Source organism: Flavobacterium branchiicola (assembly GCF_018383905.1).
In the GTDB taxonomy this organism is placed as follows: Bacteria; Bacteroidota; Bacteroidia; order Flavobacteriales; family Flavobacteriaceae; genus Flavobacterium; species Flavobacterium branchiicola.
Genome location: NZ_JAGYWA010000006.1, coordinates 348,240 through 365,194, shown reverse-complemented (window position 1 = coordinate 365,194; position 16,955 = coordinate 348,240). Strand labels below are relative to the sequence as shown.

Annotated in this window: 16 protein-coding genes; 11 read left to right on the top strand and 5 right to left on the bottom strand. The window is 32.5% G+C overall.

The annotated features are described in order from the left end of the window. The first annotated feature begins 234 nt into the window (after positions 1-234). The 5 genes from KHA98_RS16930 to KHA98_RS16910 all read left to right on the top strand — a co-directional run bounded on the left by KHA98_RS16930 (position 235) and on the right by KHA98_RS16910 (position 3,840). Positions 235-678 carry a PepSY-like domain-containing protein gene (locus tag KHA98_RS16930; protein ID WP_213259077.1) on the top strand — a complete coding sequence of 148 codons (444 nt, stop codon included), beginning with the start codon at positions 235-237 and terminating at the stop codon, positions 676-678. A 221-nt stretch (positions 679-899) separates the two neighbouring features. Beyond that, positions 900-1,571: a response regulator transcription factor gene (locus KHA98_RS16925; protein WP_213259076.1), complete on the top strand. Its 672-nt coding sequence runs from the start codon at positions 900-902 to the stop codon at positions 1,569-1,571. Next, the gene (locus KHA98_RS16920) at positions 1,571-2,842 is read left to right on the top strand and encodes a sensor histidine kinase (RefSeq protein ID WP_213259075.1); all 1,272 of its coding nucleotides are present in this window, start codon (positions 1,571-1,573) and stop codon (positions 2,840-2,842) included. Before KHA98_RS16925 ends, KHA98_RS16920 begins: the two co-directional genes overlap by 1 nt. A gap of 73 nt (positions 2,843-2,915) precedes the next feature. Next, positions 2,916-3,359: a PepSY-like domain-containing protein gene (locus KHA98_RS16915; protein ID WP_213259074.1), complete on the top strand. Its 444-nt coding sequence runs from the start codon at positions 2,916-2,918 to the stop codon at positions 3,357-3,359. Positions 3,360-3,381: 22 nt separating this feature from the next. Continuing rightward, positions 3,382-3,840: a PepSY-like domain-containing protein gene (locus tag KHA98_RS16910; protein ID WP_213259073.1), complete on the top strand. Its 459-nt coding sequence runs from the start codon at positions 3,382-3,384 to the stop codon at positions 3,838-3,840. A gap of 77 nt (positions 3,841-3,917) precedes the next feature. On the opposite strand, the gene KHA98_RS16905 is transcribed toward KHA98_RS16910, so the two are convergent. Next, a complete protein-coding gene (locus KHA98_RS16905) occupies positions 3,918-5,093 on the bottom strand; it encodes a GlmU family protein (protein ID WP_213259072.1) in 1,176 nt (391 codons plus the stop codon). Between the two features lie 221 nt (positions 5,094-5,314). Then, the gene (locus KHA98_RS16900; RefSeq protein WP_029272307.1) at positions 5,315-5,569 is read right to left on the bottom strand and encodes a type B 50S ribosomal protein L31; all 255 of its coding nucleotides are present in this window, start codon (positions 5,567-5,569) and stop codon (positions 5,315-5,317) included. A gap of 249 nt (positions 5,570-5,818) precedes the next feature. On the opposite strand from KHA98_RS16900, the gene KHA98_RS16895 reads away from it, so the two are divergent. The 6 genes from KHA98_RS16895 to KHA98_RS16870 all read left to right on the top strand — a co-directional run bounded on the left by KHA98_RS16895 (position 5,819) and on the right by KHA98_RS16870 (position 12,896). Further along, complete coding sequence (locus KHA98_RS16895; protein ID WP_213259071.1) at positions 5,819-6,349, top strand: DUF4199 domain-containing protein; 531 nt, start codon at positions 5,819-5,821, stop codon at positions 6,347-6,349. An 8-nt stretch (positions 6,350-6,357) separates the two neighbouring features. Further along, on the top strand, positions 6,358-7,314 hold the full coding sequence (locus KHA98_RS16890) for a glycosyltransferase family 2 protein (RefSeq protein WP_213259070.1): 957 nt from the start codon (positions 6,358-6,360) through the stop codon (positions 7,312-7,314). A gap of 149 nt (positions 7,315-7,463) precedes the next feature. Further along, the gene (locus tag KHA98_RS16885) at positions 7,464-9,191 is read left to right on the top strand and encodes a phospho-sugar mutase (protein ID WP_213259069.1); all 1,728 of its coding nucleotides are present in this window, start codon (positions 7,464-7,466) and stop codon (positions 9,189-9,191) included. Positions 9,192-9,197: 6 nt separating this feature from the next. Beyond that, positions 9,198-10,241, top strand: a complete 1,044-nt coding sequence (locus KHA98_RS16880) for a PDDEXK nuclease domain-containing protein (RefSeq protein ID WP_213259068.1) — start codon at positions 9,198-9,200, stop codon at positions 10,239-10,241. Continuing rightward, on the top strand, positions 10,234-12,063 hold the full coding sequence (locus tag KHA98_RS16875; RefSeq protein WP_213259067.1) for an ABC transporter ATP-binding protein: 1,830 nt from the start codon (positions 10,234-10,236) through the stop codon (positions 12,061-12,063). The genes KHA98_RS16880 and KHA98_RS16875 overlap by 8 nt, the downstream gene beginning before the upstream one ends. Positions 12,064-12,194: 131 nt before the next feature. Next, positions 12,195-12,896: a hypothetical protein gene (locus KHA98_RS16870; RefSeq protein WP_213259066.1), complete on the top strand. Its 702-nt coding sequence runs from the start codon at positions 12,195-12,197 to the stop codon at positions 12,894-12,896. A 197-nt stretch (positions 12,897-13,093) separates the two neighbouring features. Here the strand turns inward: KHA98_RS16870 and KHA98_RS16865 are convergent, their stop codons facing one another. From KHA98_RS16865 to KHA98_RS16855, 3 genes are read right to left on the bottom strand one after another with little or no spacing between them, the layout of a single operon-like run. After that, positions 13,094-13,816 carry a hypothetical protein gene (locus KHA98_RS16865; protein ID WP_213259065.1) on the bottom strand — a complete coding sequence of 241 codons (723 nt, stop codon included), beginning with the start codon at positions 13,814-13,816 and terminating at the stop codon, positions 13,094-13,096. Between the two features lie 31 nt (positions 13,817-13,847). Then, entirely contained in the window at positions 13,848-14,447 is a 600-nt protein-coding gene (locus KHA98_RS16860; protein WP_246522399.1) for a hypothetical protein, read from the bottom strand. A 44-nt stretch (positions 14,448-14,491) separates the two neighbouring features. Next, the gene (locus tag KHA98_RS16855) at positions 14,492-16,954 is read right to left on the bottom strand and encodes a TonB-dependent receptor (protein ID WP_213259063.1); all 2,463 of its coding nucleotides are present in this window, start codon (positions 16,952-16,954) and stop codon (positions 14,492-14,494) included. Between the last annotated feature and the right edge of the window lies 1 nt (position 16,955).

Sequence of the window (16,955 nt, the reverse complement as noted above, 5' to 3'; positions counted from 1 at the left end):
TAATTTGTTTAATCGGTTAATCGTTTATCTGACCACCCATTTTTTTCGTGGTGCAAAGATAGATTTAAATTAGATAATGTACCAATGAGATAATTAGATAATTTTGAAAATGTGTCACTTAGATAACTTACCAATTAAATAATGTCTTAATTGTAATAAACGAAACCGTAATGGTTTTTAATATTTCAAAATTTTAGTCTTATCTTGTAGTATAATTTTAAAAATCAGCAAATTATGAAAACGAAATTAAAACTGACCATCTACTTAATTGCAGGGTTAATATTTGGACTTTCTGCAAATGCTCAAAAAACTGTAATTAAAAAAGAGGCTTTGCCAGCAAATGCTCAAACTTTTTTAAAGACACATTTTGGTTCGAAAAAACCGAGCTACATACTACAAGACAAAGAGATTCTTTCTACAGAATACAAAGTTAAATTTGACAATGAGATCGAAATTGAATTTGACAAGAAAGGAAACTGGAAAGAAGTTGATGGCAAAAACTCTAAAATTCCAAAATCTATAGTTCCTAAAAAAATTGCTACTTACATAAAAACAAATTTCCCAAAAGAAGATGTCAGCAAAATAGAAATTGGAAGTTCTGGTTATGAAACAAAACTTAGTAACGGTTTAGAATTAAAATTCAACTTAAAAGAAACTTTTATTAAGATTGACAAATAAGGTAAATTAGAAAATGTGTCAATTAGATAATTAGACCATTTTACGCGCAATTAAACCCGACAGGTTTTCAAAACCTGTCGGGTTTTGTTTAAGGTTACAAGAATTATCTAATTGGCACATTTTCTAATTATCTAATTACCCAAATTCCCAAATGTTTCCAGAAAGTCAACTTAAATTTGGGCTTCTATTCTTACATTTGAAATACACAAAAACAGGCACGAATGAAAATTTTAATTATAGAAGATGAAGCTGGTTTACGTGAAGTGATTCAGCAATCACTTGAAAAGGAAAAATATAGTATAGAAACAGCGCAAGACTATATTTCAGGTTTTGACAAAATTGTTACTTACGATTACGATTGCATCTTAATCGACATCATGCTTCCCGACGGGAATGGATTAAACCTTCTTAGAGAAATAAAAAAACAAAAAAAGCAGAGCGCTGTAATTATTATTTCGGCAAAAGATGCCGTTACAGATAAAGTTGAAGGGCTTGACCTGGGTGCCGATGATTATTTGAGTAAACCGTTTCATCTATCTGAACTGCATGCCAGAGTAAAATCGGCTATGAGGCGCAATAATCACAATGGCGACAATACGATTGTCTGGAAAAACATCTCACTTTCGCCCGAACAAAGAACGGTTTCTATTAACAGTCAGGAATTGGTTTTAAACCGAAAAGAATTTGATCTCTTATATTACTTCATCATCAACCCAAATCGGTTAATTAATAAAACTGCTATCGCTGAATACGTCTGGGGCGATCATACCGATCAGGCAGATAATTTGGATTTTGTATATTCACAAATCAAAAATTTACGAAAAAAATTAAAAGACAGTCAGGCAGAAATGGACATTCAGGCGGTTTATGGGATTGGATATAAAATGACGTAATGAAATTACAAAACTACACGCTTCGCTATTTAGCACTTACTTTATTAATTATTATCCCAATCTGGGCCGGAATTTTTTATGTTCTAATTTTAGATGAAGTCTATGATAATATTGATGATGATTTAAAAAATTCAAAAATCATTATTATCCGTCATGCTTTTGCAGACCAAAAACTATTGAATACTCCTGAATTCGGTATTAATAAATTTACGATCAGACCGCTCCCAAAAGGCAATTACTCTTACAAAGATAAAATTACATCTACAAAAGAATTCATGGAATATGATAACGAGAATCAACCCATTAGAATTTTAAAAACGGTTTTCAGGGATCAAAAAGGAAACCCGCACGAATTAACCATAAAAGCTTCTATAGTAGAAGAAGATGAACTGCTTGAGGATTTGTTTTTAGCTTTAATTGGTCTTTATGTTATGCTGGTTATTAGCATCCTTGCTGTTAATCACCTGCTTTTGAAAAAAATATGGAAATCGTTTCACATTATCCTGGAGAATCTAAAAGGAATCAAACTTGGAGCTGGAAATAAACTAAAACCCATAAATTCTCCTATAAACGAATTTAATACACTGGCCGCTGAAGTAGAAAAAATGCTCAGCCGAAACGAAATTATTTATTCGAGTCAAAAACAATTTATCGAAAATGCTTCGCACGAATTACAAACTCCGCTAGCCATTAGCATTAATAAATTAGAATTATTTGCAGAAAACACCAATCTACCTGACGAGCAAATGATCGAAATTGGCAAAATTACCGACACCCTAAACCGGTTAACCCGATTGAATAAATCGTTGCTAATGTTATCTAAGATCGAAAATCAACAATATTCTGAAGAAGAAAACATCAATTTCAACCAACTTATTTTAGTATTAACAGATGATTATTCTGATTTGGCAGATTTTAAAAAAGTAAAAATCACAATAACCGAAAATGCTACGTTGTTTTTTACAATGAATAAAGGTCTTGCCGTAGCATTAATTAGTAATTTATTGAAAAACGCATTAATACACAATCACCCAAATGGTTTTGTAGATTTTATAATAAACGACAATGAAATTTTAATTTCAAATAGCGGCAGCAATACTCCACTAAATTCAAATTCAATCTTCAACAGATTTTACCGTCATACCACTACCAGCGAATCTACCGGCTTAGGTTTATCGATAGTAAAATCTATTATAAATAATTATTCTATTACTGTAGACTACGTATTTAACGACCACCATCAATTTAAAATCACTTTTCCTAAAAAGTAGTCTTTTTCTTTATTCTTTCCTAATTGTTTCCAGATTCAGGTTGTAGACTTGTATCAAATTTAAATATTCAATTATGAAAACGAGATCAAATCTGATTGGCTGTCTGTGCATTGGGCTACTCTTCGGACTTTCGGTTAGCGCGCAAAAGACTCCAATTGCCAAATCTTCTTTACCGGCAAACGCCCAGACTTTTCTAAAAACTCATTTTACAGGTCAGGAACCTAATTACATTATTGAGGACAAAGAAACTTTTACCAAAGATTACAAAGTTCAGTTCGCAAATAATATCGAAGTAGAATTTGACAGCAAAGGAAACTGGGAAGAAGTTGATGGAAACCACGCCGAAATTCCAACAACAATGATCCCAAAATCGATTCTATCTTATGTAAAAGCAAATTTCGCTAATACTGCAATTACAAAGATCGACAAAGGAAGCTGGGGTTACGAAGTAGATTTAAACAATGGCATTGAACTGGAATTTAATTCCAAAGGAAATTTTATACGAATAGATAATTAAACAACATTAAATTAATACAATCATGAAAAAAGTAATCTTATCTGGATTTATAGCTTTATCACTATTATTAACTATAACTTCATGCGATAACGACGATGACAGAGAATATACGATTCCCGCAACAGAATTACCTGCAAGTGTAAACACATTTATTACTACATATTTCCCTAACGCTACTTACCAATTGGTAAAAAAGCAAAAAACAGCAGATCGGGACGGTTCAATTTATGATGTTTACTTAACCAATGGTTTTGAAATTGATTTTGATGCCAACGGAAACTGGGTTGATATTGACGGAAATCATCAGCCGGTTCCAGTCGAATTGATTCCTGAAAAAATTAATACTTATGTAACTACAAATTATGTAAATCAATTCATAACCTCAATTGACAAAGAAAGCACGCACACAGAAATAGAACTTTCAAGCAATATTGAATTAATATTTGATACTCAGGGAAATTTCGTCAGAATTGACAAATAACATAAAACCCGACAGGTTTAAAAAAACCTGTCGGGTTTGCAAAAATTATCTAATTTTCAGATTGACTAATTATCTAATTAATCCTTTCTCCATTTCTTTGTCTCTTCAAAAATATGTTCTAAGATTGAAGCTTCAACTTCATCAAATTCAATATTTCTTCTACTCAAAACTAATCTTGCCGTTTCAAAAGCTTTTTTAGTTACATAAGTAGTAAATCCGGCAGCTCCGCCCCAAGAAAAACTCGGAACAAAATTACGAGGAAAACCTGAACCAAAAATATTAGCGCTTACTCCCACAACAGTTCCTGTGTTAAACATGGTATTTATACCACATTTACTATGATCTCCCATCATTAAACCACAAAACTGAAGTCCCGTTTTAGCAAAACCTTCTGTTTCGTAGCTCCACAATTTCACTTCTTCGTAATTGTTTTTAAGGTTTGAATTATTTGAATCTGCACCAATGTTACACCATTCTCCTAAAACAGAATCCCCTAAAAATCCGTCATGTCCTTTATTTGAATTTTGAAATAAAACAGAATTCTTCACCTCTCCTCCTATTCTTGATCCCGGACCAACAGTTGTCGCGCCATAAATTTTAGCATTCAATTTTACAGAAGCATTTTCGCATAAAGCAAAAGGACCGCGAATTACAGTTCCTTCCATAATCTCAGAATTCTTACCTATATATATAGGACCAGTTGAAGCATTCAAAGTTACGAACTCTAATTTTGCTCCTTCTTCAATAAATATATTTTCCGGCGCAATTACATTAACGCTTTTCGGAATTGGCTGTGATTTTCTATCTTCAGTCAGGTAAACAAAATCGGCACGAATTGCAGCATCATTTTTAGAGAAAATATCCCAGGTATGTTCAACTGTCAAACAATCATCATTATACTGAATGATTTCATAAGAATCAAAATCAACTTCTTCCTGATTTTCTGTTGTAAAAAAAGCAATTACGTCATCTCCTTTGAAGATTGCCTGATTTTCTTTTAAATCAGAAACCATTTCCGCAAGCACATCATTTGGCAAATATGCTGCATTAATCATTACGTTTTCTTCCAATTCAACCATTGGAAATTTCTCTGAAAGATATTCTTCAGTAATTGTAGTTATAGTAGAACCTAAACGGGCTTCCCATTTTTGGCGAATCGTCATAATCCCGATTAAGATATCAGCCACCGGCCTTGTAAAAGTAAAAGGTAATAAAGCATTCCGGACGGGACCGTCAAAAAGAATGTAGTTCATAAATAAAATGTTTGGAACTTGTTAAAATCTTGATTTGGTTATAGGGTTCAAAGTTACAAATATTTATGTTTTACATTAAACATGTTTTTATGTAAATAGCCACAAATTCATCAATTATTAATTTACCAGCACACTTATTTTAAAATTATATCCCTTTAATAAATTAATCGCATAAAAAAAGCCTTCCAATCGGAAGGCTTTTGTATAAGTAAAAACAGTTATTAGTTTTTAACGTGTTTTGCATATTTAGTTTTGAACTTGTCAATACGTCCTGCAGTATCGATAAGTTTAGATTTACCAGTATAAAAAGGGTGAGATGTTCTAGAAATCTCCATTTTTACAACTGGATACTCAACTCCGTCAACTTCAATTGTTTCTTTTGTATCTGCAGTAGATTTAGTGATAAAAACCTCATCGTTTGACATGTCTTTAAATGCAACTAATCTGTAATTTTCTGGGTGAATTCCTTTTTTCATCTTTTCTTTTATTTATTGTTTAGAGCATTTTTATCTTGAAGCTTTTCCATGGTTAGAAAAAGGTATAAACAACACTACTCTTTTTTTGTTTAAAAATTTAATTATTTTTGAGTGTGCAAATTTACAATTCTTTTTTAATAAACAAATACTTAGCCCACTTTTTTTTAGTTTATTTCGAAAAGCTTTTTTTATCTCCGATTATAGTGGGAATTACTATATTTGTGGATTAATTTTAAAACATATAGAAATATGATTAATGAAGTTATAAAAAAGAACGGTGTTACTTACGGAATTACCTTAGGAATTATTCTGGCATTAATTACAGCAGCTATATATGCCATAGATTTAAAATTATTTGTATCAGGCTGGATTGGCGGTTTAACTTTCGTTATTTATGTAGTAATAGGTATCTTATTACTTGTCAAAACAAAAAAAGACATCAATGGTTTTTTCTCTTTTAAAGATGCATTTACTACCTTTTTTATAACTACAATAATTGCTGTGACAATTTCTACTTTGTTCAGTATCCTGTTATTTAACGTCATTGATCCCGAAGCAAAAGCGACCATAAGCGACTTATTGATTAAATATATGGCTGAAACATTGCAAAAATTCGGAACTCCGGCTGCTTCAATAAATGAAGCATTAGCTAAAATGAAAGAAAACAATCCTTTCTCCACTATTGAACAATTAAAAGCGTTGATTTTCAGCATAGTTGGTTATTCTATTTTAGGATTAATTTTAGCTGCATTTTTCAAAAGCAAATCTACTCAAGAATAAAAATATAAATGAATTTATCTATACTTATACCGCTTCTAAACGAGGAGGAATCACTTAAAGAACTCTATTCGTGGATTATTAAAGTGATGCAATCCAACAATTACTCTTATGAAATCATTTTTGTAGATGATGGAAGTACGGATGAATCGTGGAATATTATTGAAAGCTTTTCTAACGAAAATCCAAATGTAAAAGGGATTCGTTTCATGAAAAACTTTGGAAAATCACAGGCTTTGCATGCAGGTTTTGCAAAAGCAAAAGGCGATGTGATTATTACTATGGATGCCGATTTACAAGATAGTCCGGATGAAATTCCTGAACTATACGAAATGATCACCAAAGAAAGATTTGATTTGGTATCCGGATGGAAAAAGAAACGATACGACTCTGTTGTGGCCAAAAATCTACCATCGAAATTATTTAACTGGGCGGCAAGAAAAACATCTGGCGTTGAGTTAAACGATTTTAACTGCGGATTAAAAGCGTACAAAAATGTTGTCGTTAAAAACATCGAAGTTTCTGGCGAAATGCACCGATATATTCCAGTTTTGGCAAAAAATGCCGGTTTCGGGAAAATTGGTGAAAAAGTAGTAATTCATCAGGCAAGAAAATATGGTGAAACTAAATTTGGAATGGAACGTTTTATAAACGGATTCCTGGATTTAATTACCATTTGGTTTTTATCAAGATTCGGAAAAAGACCTATGCACCTATTTGGCGCCATGGGTTCTATTATGTTTATTATCGGATTTCTGGCAGCAGGATATATAGGAGTTTCAAAACTATACCATATGTATACCGGAATGAAATATAGTTTAGTAACCAGCAATCCTTGGTTTTATATCGCTTTAACCACAATGATTTTGGGAACTCAATTATTCCTGGCAGGATTTCTTGGTGAAATTATTTTAAGAACTAAAAGTAACGAAGCACGATATAAAGTAGCGAGAGAGGTTAACTTTTAACTTAAGAAGCTGGTTACAATGAAAACAACCTTCTCTTTGTAGCTTCTTTAGACAGAAAAGATATAGTCCCGATCGATATCGGCAGCAGGACTAGCTCCTGAAAAAAAACTTATCTTTAATTAGAAACAATTATTTAAAAAGACATTTACATGAATATAGCTCCTAATATATTAAACGCAGTCAACGAATGGTTAACACCAACATTTGATCAGGATACACAAGCTGCTGTTAAGGAATTAATGACAACTTCTCCTAAAGAACTTGAAGAGAGTTTTTACAAAAACCTGGAGTTTGGAACTGGTGGTATGCGCGGCGTTATGGGCGTTGGAAACAACAGAATCAACAAATATACACTTGGAAAAAACACACAGGGATTATCAAATTACCTACATGAAGTTTTTCCAAATGAAGCATTAAAAGTTGTTATTGCTTACGATTGTCGTCATAACAGTAGTACTTTGGCAAAAGTTGTGGCTGATGTTTTCTCTGCAAATGGAATTCAGGTTTATTTGTTTTCAGATTTAAGACCTACTCCGGAATTATCTTTTGCGCTTAAATACTTAGGATGTCAATGCGGAATTGTTTTGACAGCTTCTCACAATCCACCGGAATATAATGGTTACAAAGTTTATTGGCAAGATGGAGGTCAAATTGTTCCTCCGCAGGATGCAGCCATTATAAATGTAATTGAAAATTTAGGCTACGACAAAATTAAATTTGACGCAAACGAAAGCCTGATTAAATATATTGATACCGATATCGACAAGGCGTTTATAAAATCGTCTATCGAAAATGCAAGTTTTAATACTCCTGCAGAAGCAAAAGACAACCTACAAATTGTTTTTACTTCATTGCACGGAACTTCTATAAAATCTATTCCTGACACTTTATCTCAGGCTGGTTACAAAAATGTTCATATTGTTCCTGAACAAGCTATTCCTGATGGAGATTTCCCAACAGTAAAATCACCAAATCCGGAAGAACCTGAAGCATTAACAATGGCTTTGGCTTTGGCAGATAAAACAAATTCTGACATTGTCGTAGGTACAGATCCTGATTGTGACCGTTTAGGTGTTGCCGTTAGAGATAATGACGGTAAAATGATTTTGCTTAACGGAAATCAAACCATGATTTTAATGACTTCTTTCTTATTGAAACAATGGAAAAAAGCTGGAAAAATTAACGGAAAACAATTCGTAGGTTCAACAATCGTTTCGACTCCAATGATGATGGAACTAGCATCAAGCTATGGTGTTGAATGCAAAGTTGGGTTAACAGGATTTAAATGGATCGCAAAAATGATCAAAGATTTCCCTGAACTTCAATTTATTGGTGGTGGTGAAGAAAGCTTTGGTTTTATGGTTGGCGATGCCGTTAGAGACAAAGATGCCGTTGCTGCAACCTTATTAATTTGCGAAGTTGCTGCACAGGCAAAAGCTGCTGGAAGTTCTGTTTACAAAGAACTATTACAACTTTATGTTGAAAATGGTTTCTATAAAGAACATTTGGTTTCTTTAACTAAAAAAGGAATGGAAGGCTTAGAAGAAATCAATCAAATGATGATTAATTTACGTCAGAATCCTTTAAAAGAAATCAATGGTCAGCGTGTGATTATGGTTGAAGATTATCAATCTTCTGTTGCATTAAATTTATTGACCAATGAAGAAACTACAATGGATATTCCAAAATCTAATGTATTGATTTATTATACAGAAGACGGATCTAAAATTTGTGCACGCCCAAGCGGAACTGAGCCAAAAATTAAATTCTACATCAGTGTAAATGCTGAAATAGAATCGGTTTTGGATTTCACTGAAGCCGAAAGTTTTTTAGATCAAAAAATACAAAATATCATTGCAGATATGCAATTGAATTAATAATCAATGAGTGACAAACCTGACACAACTACTCAACCAGAACTATTAAATTCAATTATAGGATTAATAGATCAGAGTCGTCATTTTGTCGCTAAAACAGTTAATCAGGAATTAACGCTCTTATATTGGAATATCGGAAAAAACATCAATGATGAAATTCTGAAAAACGATAGAGCTGATTATGGGAAGAAAATTATTCCTGCGCTTAGCGAAGCCTTAACAAAAAAATACGGCATTGGTTTTAACAAGAGAAACTTACAGAGTTTCATCAAACTAAACACTGTAATTGAAGACTTTACAATTTTGCACACACTGTGTGCAAAATTGAGTTGGTCTCATATTAGAAATATAATTTATATTGAAGACCACATAAAACGTGACTTCTATATTCAAATGAGCATTCACGAACGATGGAGTGTGAGAACACTACAAGAACGTATTGACAGCATGCTTTTTGAAAGAACTGCCATCAGCAAAAAACCTGAAGAAACTATTATTCAGGATTTAGCACTCTTAAAAAACGAAAAACAAATAAGTCCCGATTTAGCTTTTAAAGATCCTTACTTTTTAGATTTTTTAGGCCTGCACGACAGTTACTCAGAAAAGGATTTAGAAAGTTCCATTTTAGCTCAATTACAAAATTTCATTACAGAAATGGGTAGCGAATTTGCCTTTCTTGCCCGCCAAAAAAGAATAACAATTGATGATGAAGATTTCTACATCGATCTGCTTTTCTATCATCGTGGCTTAAGACGTTTAGTTGCCATTGATTTAAAATTAGGCAAATTTAAAGCTTCTTATAAAGGTCAGATGGAATTATATCTTCGATGGCTGGAGAAAAACGAGCAGAAAGAAGGTGAAAACAAACCAATTGGATTAATTTTGTGCAGTGAAAAATCACCGGAACAAATTAATTATTTAATGCTTGACAATGACGAACAAATCAAAGTCTCGGCTTATTTAACCCAATTACCAGAGAAAAAATTATTATTAGAAAAACTCGAAAGAGCAATTGCCATAGCACAAAACAATATTCATAAAAATGAGTAATTTCAAAAAAATAGTCCCTTTTATATATCCGTATAAAAAATACGCATTCTTAAACATTTTCTTTAATGTTTTGTATGCACTTTTCAGCACACTGTCGTTTGTTGCTTTAATACCGATGCTTCAGGTTTTATTTGATAAAACAAAAGCAAATACTATTAAACCAGTTTATACCGGTTTATTAGGACTTAAAGAATATGGCGAAAATTATTTAAGCTATTACATTACAACGACAAAAGGAACCCATGAATCGGGCTATGTTTTATCTGTAATGGTGGCGATCATAATTTCAATCTTTTTGTTAAAAAACTTAGCCGATTACCTGGCAATGTTTTTTATTAACTTTTTGCGAAACGGAGTTTTAAAAGACATGCGAAATGCTTTATACAAAAAAACACTAGAACTTCCTTTGGCTTTTTATTCTGAAAAAAGAAAAGGAGATGTAATTTCCAGAATTTCTGCTGATGTAAATGAGGTCCAAAACTCCTTTTTAGCAATTCTTGAACTTATCGTAAAAGAGCCTTTAACGATTATTTTTACGATAGCTACTATGCTTATCATTAGCGCTAAATTGACTTTGTTCGTTTTTATTTTTATTCCAGTTTCAGGATATATTATCTCATTAATCGGAAAACAACTTAAAAAACAATCCACCAAAGCTCAGGAAGAACAAGGAAGATTCCTTTCTACGATTGAAGAGACAATTGGTGGACTAAAAGTAGTTAAAGGATATAATTCTGAAAATTATTTTAATAGTGTTTTTCAAAATTCTACAGAACGTTTTTTCAACTTATCAAATAGTATTGGAAATCGCCAGAATTTAGCTTCTCCTGCAAGTGAATTTATGGGGATTTCTGTAATCGCCATATTACTTTGGTATGGAGGACAAATGGTTTTGATTGATAAAACTTTAGAAGGAGCTGCATTTATCGCCTACATGGGATTGGCTTATAATATCCTGACACCAGCAAAAGCGATCTCTAAAGCTTCTTATGGAGTAAAAAGAGGAAATGCCGCAGCAGAACGTGTTCTTGAGATTTTAGAACAGGAAAACACTATCGTTTCTAAAGAAAATGCAATTGAGAAAACAACTTTTGATAACAATATCAATATTCAGAATGTCAACTTTAAATATGAAGACGAAACGGTTTTAAAAGACTTTTCTCTTCAAATTAAAAAAGGACAAACTGTGGCACTTGTCGGACAATCGGGAAGTGGAAAAAGTACAATCGCAAACTTACTGACTCGTTTCTATGATGTAAATGACGGAACAATTTCTATTGACGACATCAACATTAAAGACATGAATCTGCAATCGCTGCGCAGCTTAATGGGTTTAGTTACTCAGGATAGTATTTTATTTAATGACACTATTAAAGCAAATATTTCTTTAGGAAAACTAGACGCTACTGATGATGAAATTATCGAAGCTTTGAAAATTGCCAATGCCTATGAGTTTGTTAGTGAATTACCACAAGGAATTTACACCAATATAGGTGATAGTGGAAACAAGCTTTCTGGCGGACAAAAACAACGTTTATCTATTGCAAGAGCAGTATTGAAAAATCCTCCAATTATGATTTTGGACGAAGCAACATCAGCATTAGATACCGAAAGTGAAAAATTTGTTCAGGTAGCTTTAGAAAATATGATGCAAAACAGAACTTCAATCGTAATTGCGCACAGACTTTCAACCATTCAAAAAGCAGATGTCATTGTAGTAATGCAAAAAGGAAGAATCGTTGAGCAAGGTACACATGAGGAATTAATTGCTCACAACGGAACTTATAATAAACTGGTAACGATGCAATCTTTCGAATCTTAAGATTTCTATAAAGACCACAAATATTCTACACAGATTAAGGAAATATTAAAACTAAGTTTAATTTCTTTAATCTGTGTTTATTTTTATAACTTTAGGTTAGTTAAAGAATAAATCCTGTAACGCTTCCTGAAATGTATCTTAAAAACCCCAATATAAAACTGCCAGACGATCCAAATACCATTGTCTGGAAATACCTAGATTTATCTAAATTTCTTGATCTTTTACTTTCAAAAAAATTATTCATGTCACGTTCTGACAAGTTTGAAGATCAGTACGAAGGTACTTTTAGCGAACCTACTTATGAAGAGATCAAAAAATTGGCGGTAGATAATCCCGAATTTTTAAATTACTATAAAACACATCGGGAAAAAGTTGCGATAAGCAGTTGGCATATTAACGAATACGAGTCGTTTGCCATGTGGCAGATTTTTACAAAAAACAATGAAGGTTTGGCTATTCAGTCTACAATTGGAAGACTGCAAAAGGCTGTAAAACCAGAAAACAATTTCGACCAATATATTGGCGAAGTCAACTACATCGATTATAAAAAAGAATATATTCCATTTAATGATCTATTCTTTCCCTTTTTATTTAAAAGAAAAAGTTTTCAATACGAAAGAGAAGTTCGTATTCTCAGTGATACTTCAAAAAGCGACATTAAATTAAATGATGGCTTAAAAATCAATGTCAACATCGATCAGTTAATTGAGAAGATTTACATTCACCCCAAATCTGAAAACTGGTATAAAAAACTGGTAATTGAATTGGTGGAACGCTTGGGCTTTGGATTTGAAATCGAAAAATCAGATTTAGAAAGTGATATTCTTATTTAAGGACCTGAGATGCTAAGGTACTAAGGTTCTTAGTTTTTTTGCCACGGATTATAGGATTAAATAATTTGTTATGTTGACTTAAAAAGAAAATCGTTTAGGAGTTTTTAAATTCCTAAACGATTTTCTTTTTATATTTTTTTTTAATTTGCAAAAAACCTTAGCACCTTAGTACCTTAGCGCCTCAGTACCTCAGCCTCTTAAATAGGCTTATACGATTTAACTTCCCATTTTTTAGAAGCCAGATCAATATAATTATAGTGTAAAACGTCGTTTTTATCAAACTGACCATTTTGATTTGTATCTTCAATGGTTCTGAAATACAAACGGTTTTTAGATTCTATCAAACTCCAGTCTACCAATTCCTGAAGATCCGGTGAAACTTTGGTAAAATTTTCTCCGCTGATATTACTTAAGTATAAAGTTTTAATATCTCCGGTATCAATTTTTCCGTCTTTATTAGTATCAGAATCCGTCAAAGTATAAACCATTACTTTATTCTGAGTTTTATCAGCTACTGTTTTTAAATAAGTAGCGGTTAAAATCAAAACTGGTTTATCTGATAAAGGGCGAATTGAATCTGAATCTACTTTCTGAAATTTTAAATTCTGTAAATATCCTGTAATTTCATTATCTCCTAAATTAGAAATCGTAAAACTCACATCGTTTACACTAGATGATCCGTAACGCGCTTTGGAACCTCTTTCAAAAACTCGTAAATCTCCAACTGGGTGAATTAAATAATTCGTTCCTTCCATCTGAATAGGCAAATCTGCAATTTCTATTTGCGTAGAATCTGTTTTTGCAATCACGCTTGATTTGTTTGCAGCATCATAAATTACCTTCGGTTTCTTAGCTTCGTCTTTACAACTCACTACAGTTCCGATGATTACTAAGGCGATATATTTTAAACAGTTTTTCATTTATGGCAATTATATTAGAATATCAAATATACTATTTTTGATTGTAATTTCTGGTTTTATTGAATTTTACTAAAGCAAGTACATTTAAAAGAACCAATCCTAAATAACCTAAAAAAATAAGCCAATTCTTTTTATACAAAGCTATATTACGTTCAAACTCTTCTCTTTTCCTTATTTCTAAAAAATAATCTCTATTAACTTCTTCATAAGCACATCGAAAATAATGTATCTTTTTCAAATTTTTATTTGGCTTAGGTTTGGGCATCATTAAAAGAAAGAAATCATTTTTATATTGCATGAAATTTGGCATCTGCTCAATTGCAAAAATATCCATTATTCTAATATAAACTTCGTATTGCATTTTACTTCCTAAATGCACCTGAATACCATTTATTGTATCATTCTCTTTATTTAATTTTCTTAAGGCAATCTCAAGATCATTCAACTTTTCTTTCTCAACAATCAAAGAGTTATTAAATGTAAATTTTTGATAATTTCTTTTTATAGATAAGAATACTTTTTCTGAGTTTGCATCCGGAAAACTAACATCTATACAACCAACAACTTTAAAGGCATCAACTTTATAAAAATGATAAAAACAAAACAAAGGAATCAAGACCAAAGAAATCATTCCCGGCACGTAAAAAATCTTTTTCCTTTTTTCACGTTTTTCGATCATAACCTCGCATTCAACTTAACGTTAAAAACCCTGGAAGTCATATAATTTGGAATCACATATTCATTTTTAGAATAAACATCACGAACCCAGGTATTGGTAATCGCATTTTGATTATTAAAAAGATTATAAATCTCTAATCCCAGAGACAACTCTTTAAAGTTTTTAAGCCAGCTTTTTTTTGTGCTTTGATTACTTGCATCTACAAAAACTTTAGCAAAACCAACATCAACTCTTCTATAATCGTTTAATCTGTTTTGATATAAATAAGGATCTGAGTAAGCCGGAGCGCCGCCTGGCAAACCAGTATTATAAACTAAATTCAGATACAATTTTACACTTGGAATATTTGGCATATAATCCTGAAACAACATTGCAAATTTCAAACGCTGATCTGTTGGTCTGGCGATATAACCTTTGTTCTCGTAATTTTCTTCTGTTTTTAAATATCCAAAACTAACCCAGGATTCAGTTCCCGGAACAAATTCTCCGTTTAATCTAAAATCAAAACCTTGCGCGTAGGCTTTTGCATTATTATTGGCAATATAACGAATTCGGACATTATCAATAGAATACACATTTACATCCGAAAGTGATTTATAATATACTTCGGTAACCCATTTAAAAGGGCGATTCCACATTCTGAAATTATAATCATTACCCAAAACAATGTGTACCGATTCCTGTGCTTTTACATTTGGATTCACAACGCCATTCAAATCACGTAATTCCCTGTAAAAAGGCGGCTGATGATACAATCCTCCGGAAACCCTGAAAACCATATCCATATCCCAGTCTGGTTTCATCGCAAACTGAGCTCGCGGACTAACTACAATTTGATTTTTACCTTCGACTGAAGCACCGGAAACATTCCAACTCTGAAAACGAGCTCCAAGATGATACCAAATCTGATTGGAACCCAATTCTGATTTCTTATTGAATTGTGCGTATCCCGAAAATCTGTTTATTGTATTAAAATTGGTTGCACGAACATCCTGATAAGGCAATAATGGACCAGCGTACGGTTGATAAGGCTGATTGTTTTTTGGCAAAATTACAAGCGGCTGATTAATAGAAAATCCGGCTGAATCAATTACCTCCCACTCTACAACACGATCCCGAATAGATTCGCGAGTATATTTTAAACCAAATTCCAGCTGACTGTCATTTAACCATTCTTTAAAACCTTTAATTTCGGCATTCGCAATTAAAGCATCGAGATCATTTCGGGCATGATTTAACTGCGAACCAATTCCGCGTGTAAAATCTATATTTTCTGTATTTCCTTCTTCATCAACATTTCCTAAACGATATTGCGCCAAAATATCAAAATGTTCTTGTTCTGTGGTATGAAATAAAGAGCCAATTAATTTTAAAGTTAAACTTGGTGAAACTTTATAAGTTGTTTTTAAAGCCCCAAAATAAGTATCGTATTTATCTTTTTCCTGACCTTCATAATAAACCGCAAGCGCCATTGGTTGGTCGACTGTACCAAATTTGGTCTGGCGGGTTAAAGGCTGATATAAATATTTGTTTTCAGAAATATTCCCTAAAAAGCTTATTTGCCATTTTTCGGATATATCGTAATTGATGTTTGTTTGAATATCTGCAAAAGTTGGTGTATAATTGGTTTCTGTATCCTGGCTATTCACCAAAAGGCTATTATTTCTGTAGCGAATTCCGGTAACGGCTGACCATTTTTTATTTTTAGAAACAAGATCAACTGCAGCACTTCCACCTAAAAAACTCGCTTCAAAAGCGGCTCCAAACTGAGTTGGCTTTCGATAAGTAATATCTAAAACGGAAGATAATTTATCCCCAAATTTAGCCTGAAATCCACCCGCCGAAAAATCAACGTTTTGCACTAAATCTGTATTGGTAAAACTTAAACCTTCCTGTTGTCCAGAACGAATCAGAAAAGGACGATAGACTTCGACTTCGTTAACATACACTAAGTTTTCATCGTAATTTCCGCCTCGAACAGCATATTGCGTACTTAATTCGTTATTTGAATTTACTCCCGGAAGTGTTTTAAGAATATTCTCGATTCCGGCATTGGCTCCAGGAATTCTTTTTATCGTTCCAACATCAACAGTAACAATTCCCTGAACACGTTTTCTGTTTTTAGAAGAAACAAAAACTTCACCCATCTGTTCTTCGGAATTATTCATAACAGGATTAAAAACAAAAACTTCATCTGGCTTTAAATTCACCGTCAAGCTTATCATTTTTAATGAAATATGAGTAAAAATTATCGAAGTTTTTTTATTTGAAACCACATCAATTTCAAAAAAACCATTCGCATCAGATTGTGTACTGTTTTTTCCTGTTGTTATATTAACATTGGATACAGGATGATTTGCATTATCTAAAATAATTCCTTTAACATGTGCATTTTGAGCAAATGAAAGACTTGTAAAAAATAGAAAAAGAAAAGCGAATATTATCCTGTTTACCTTCAAT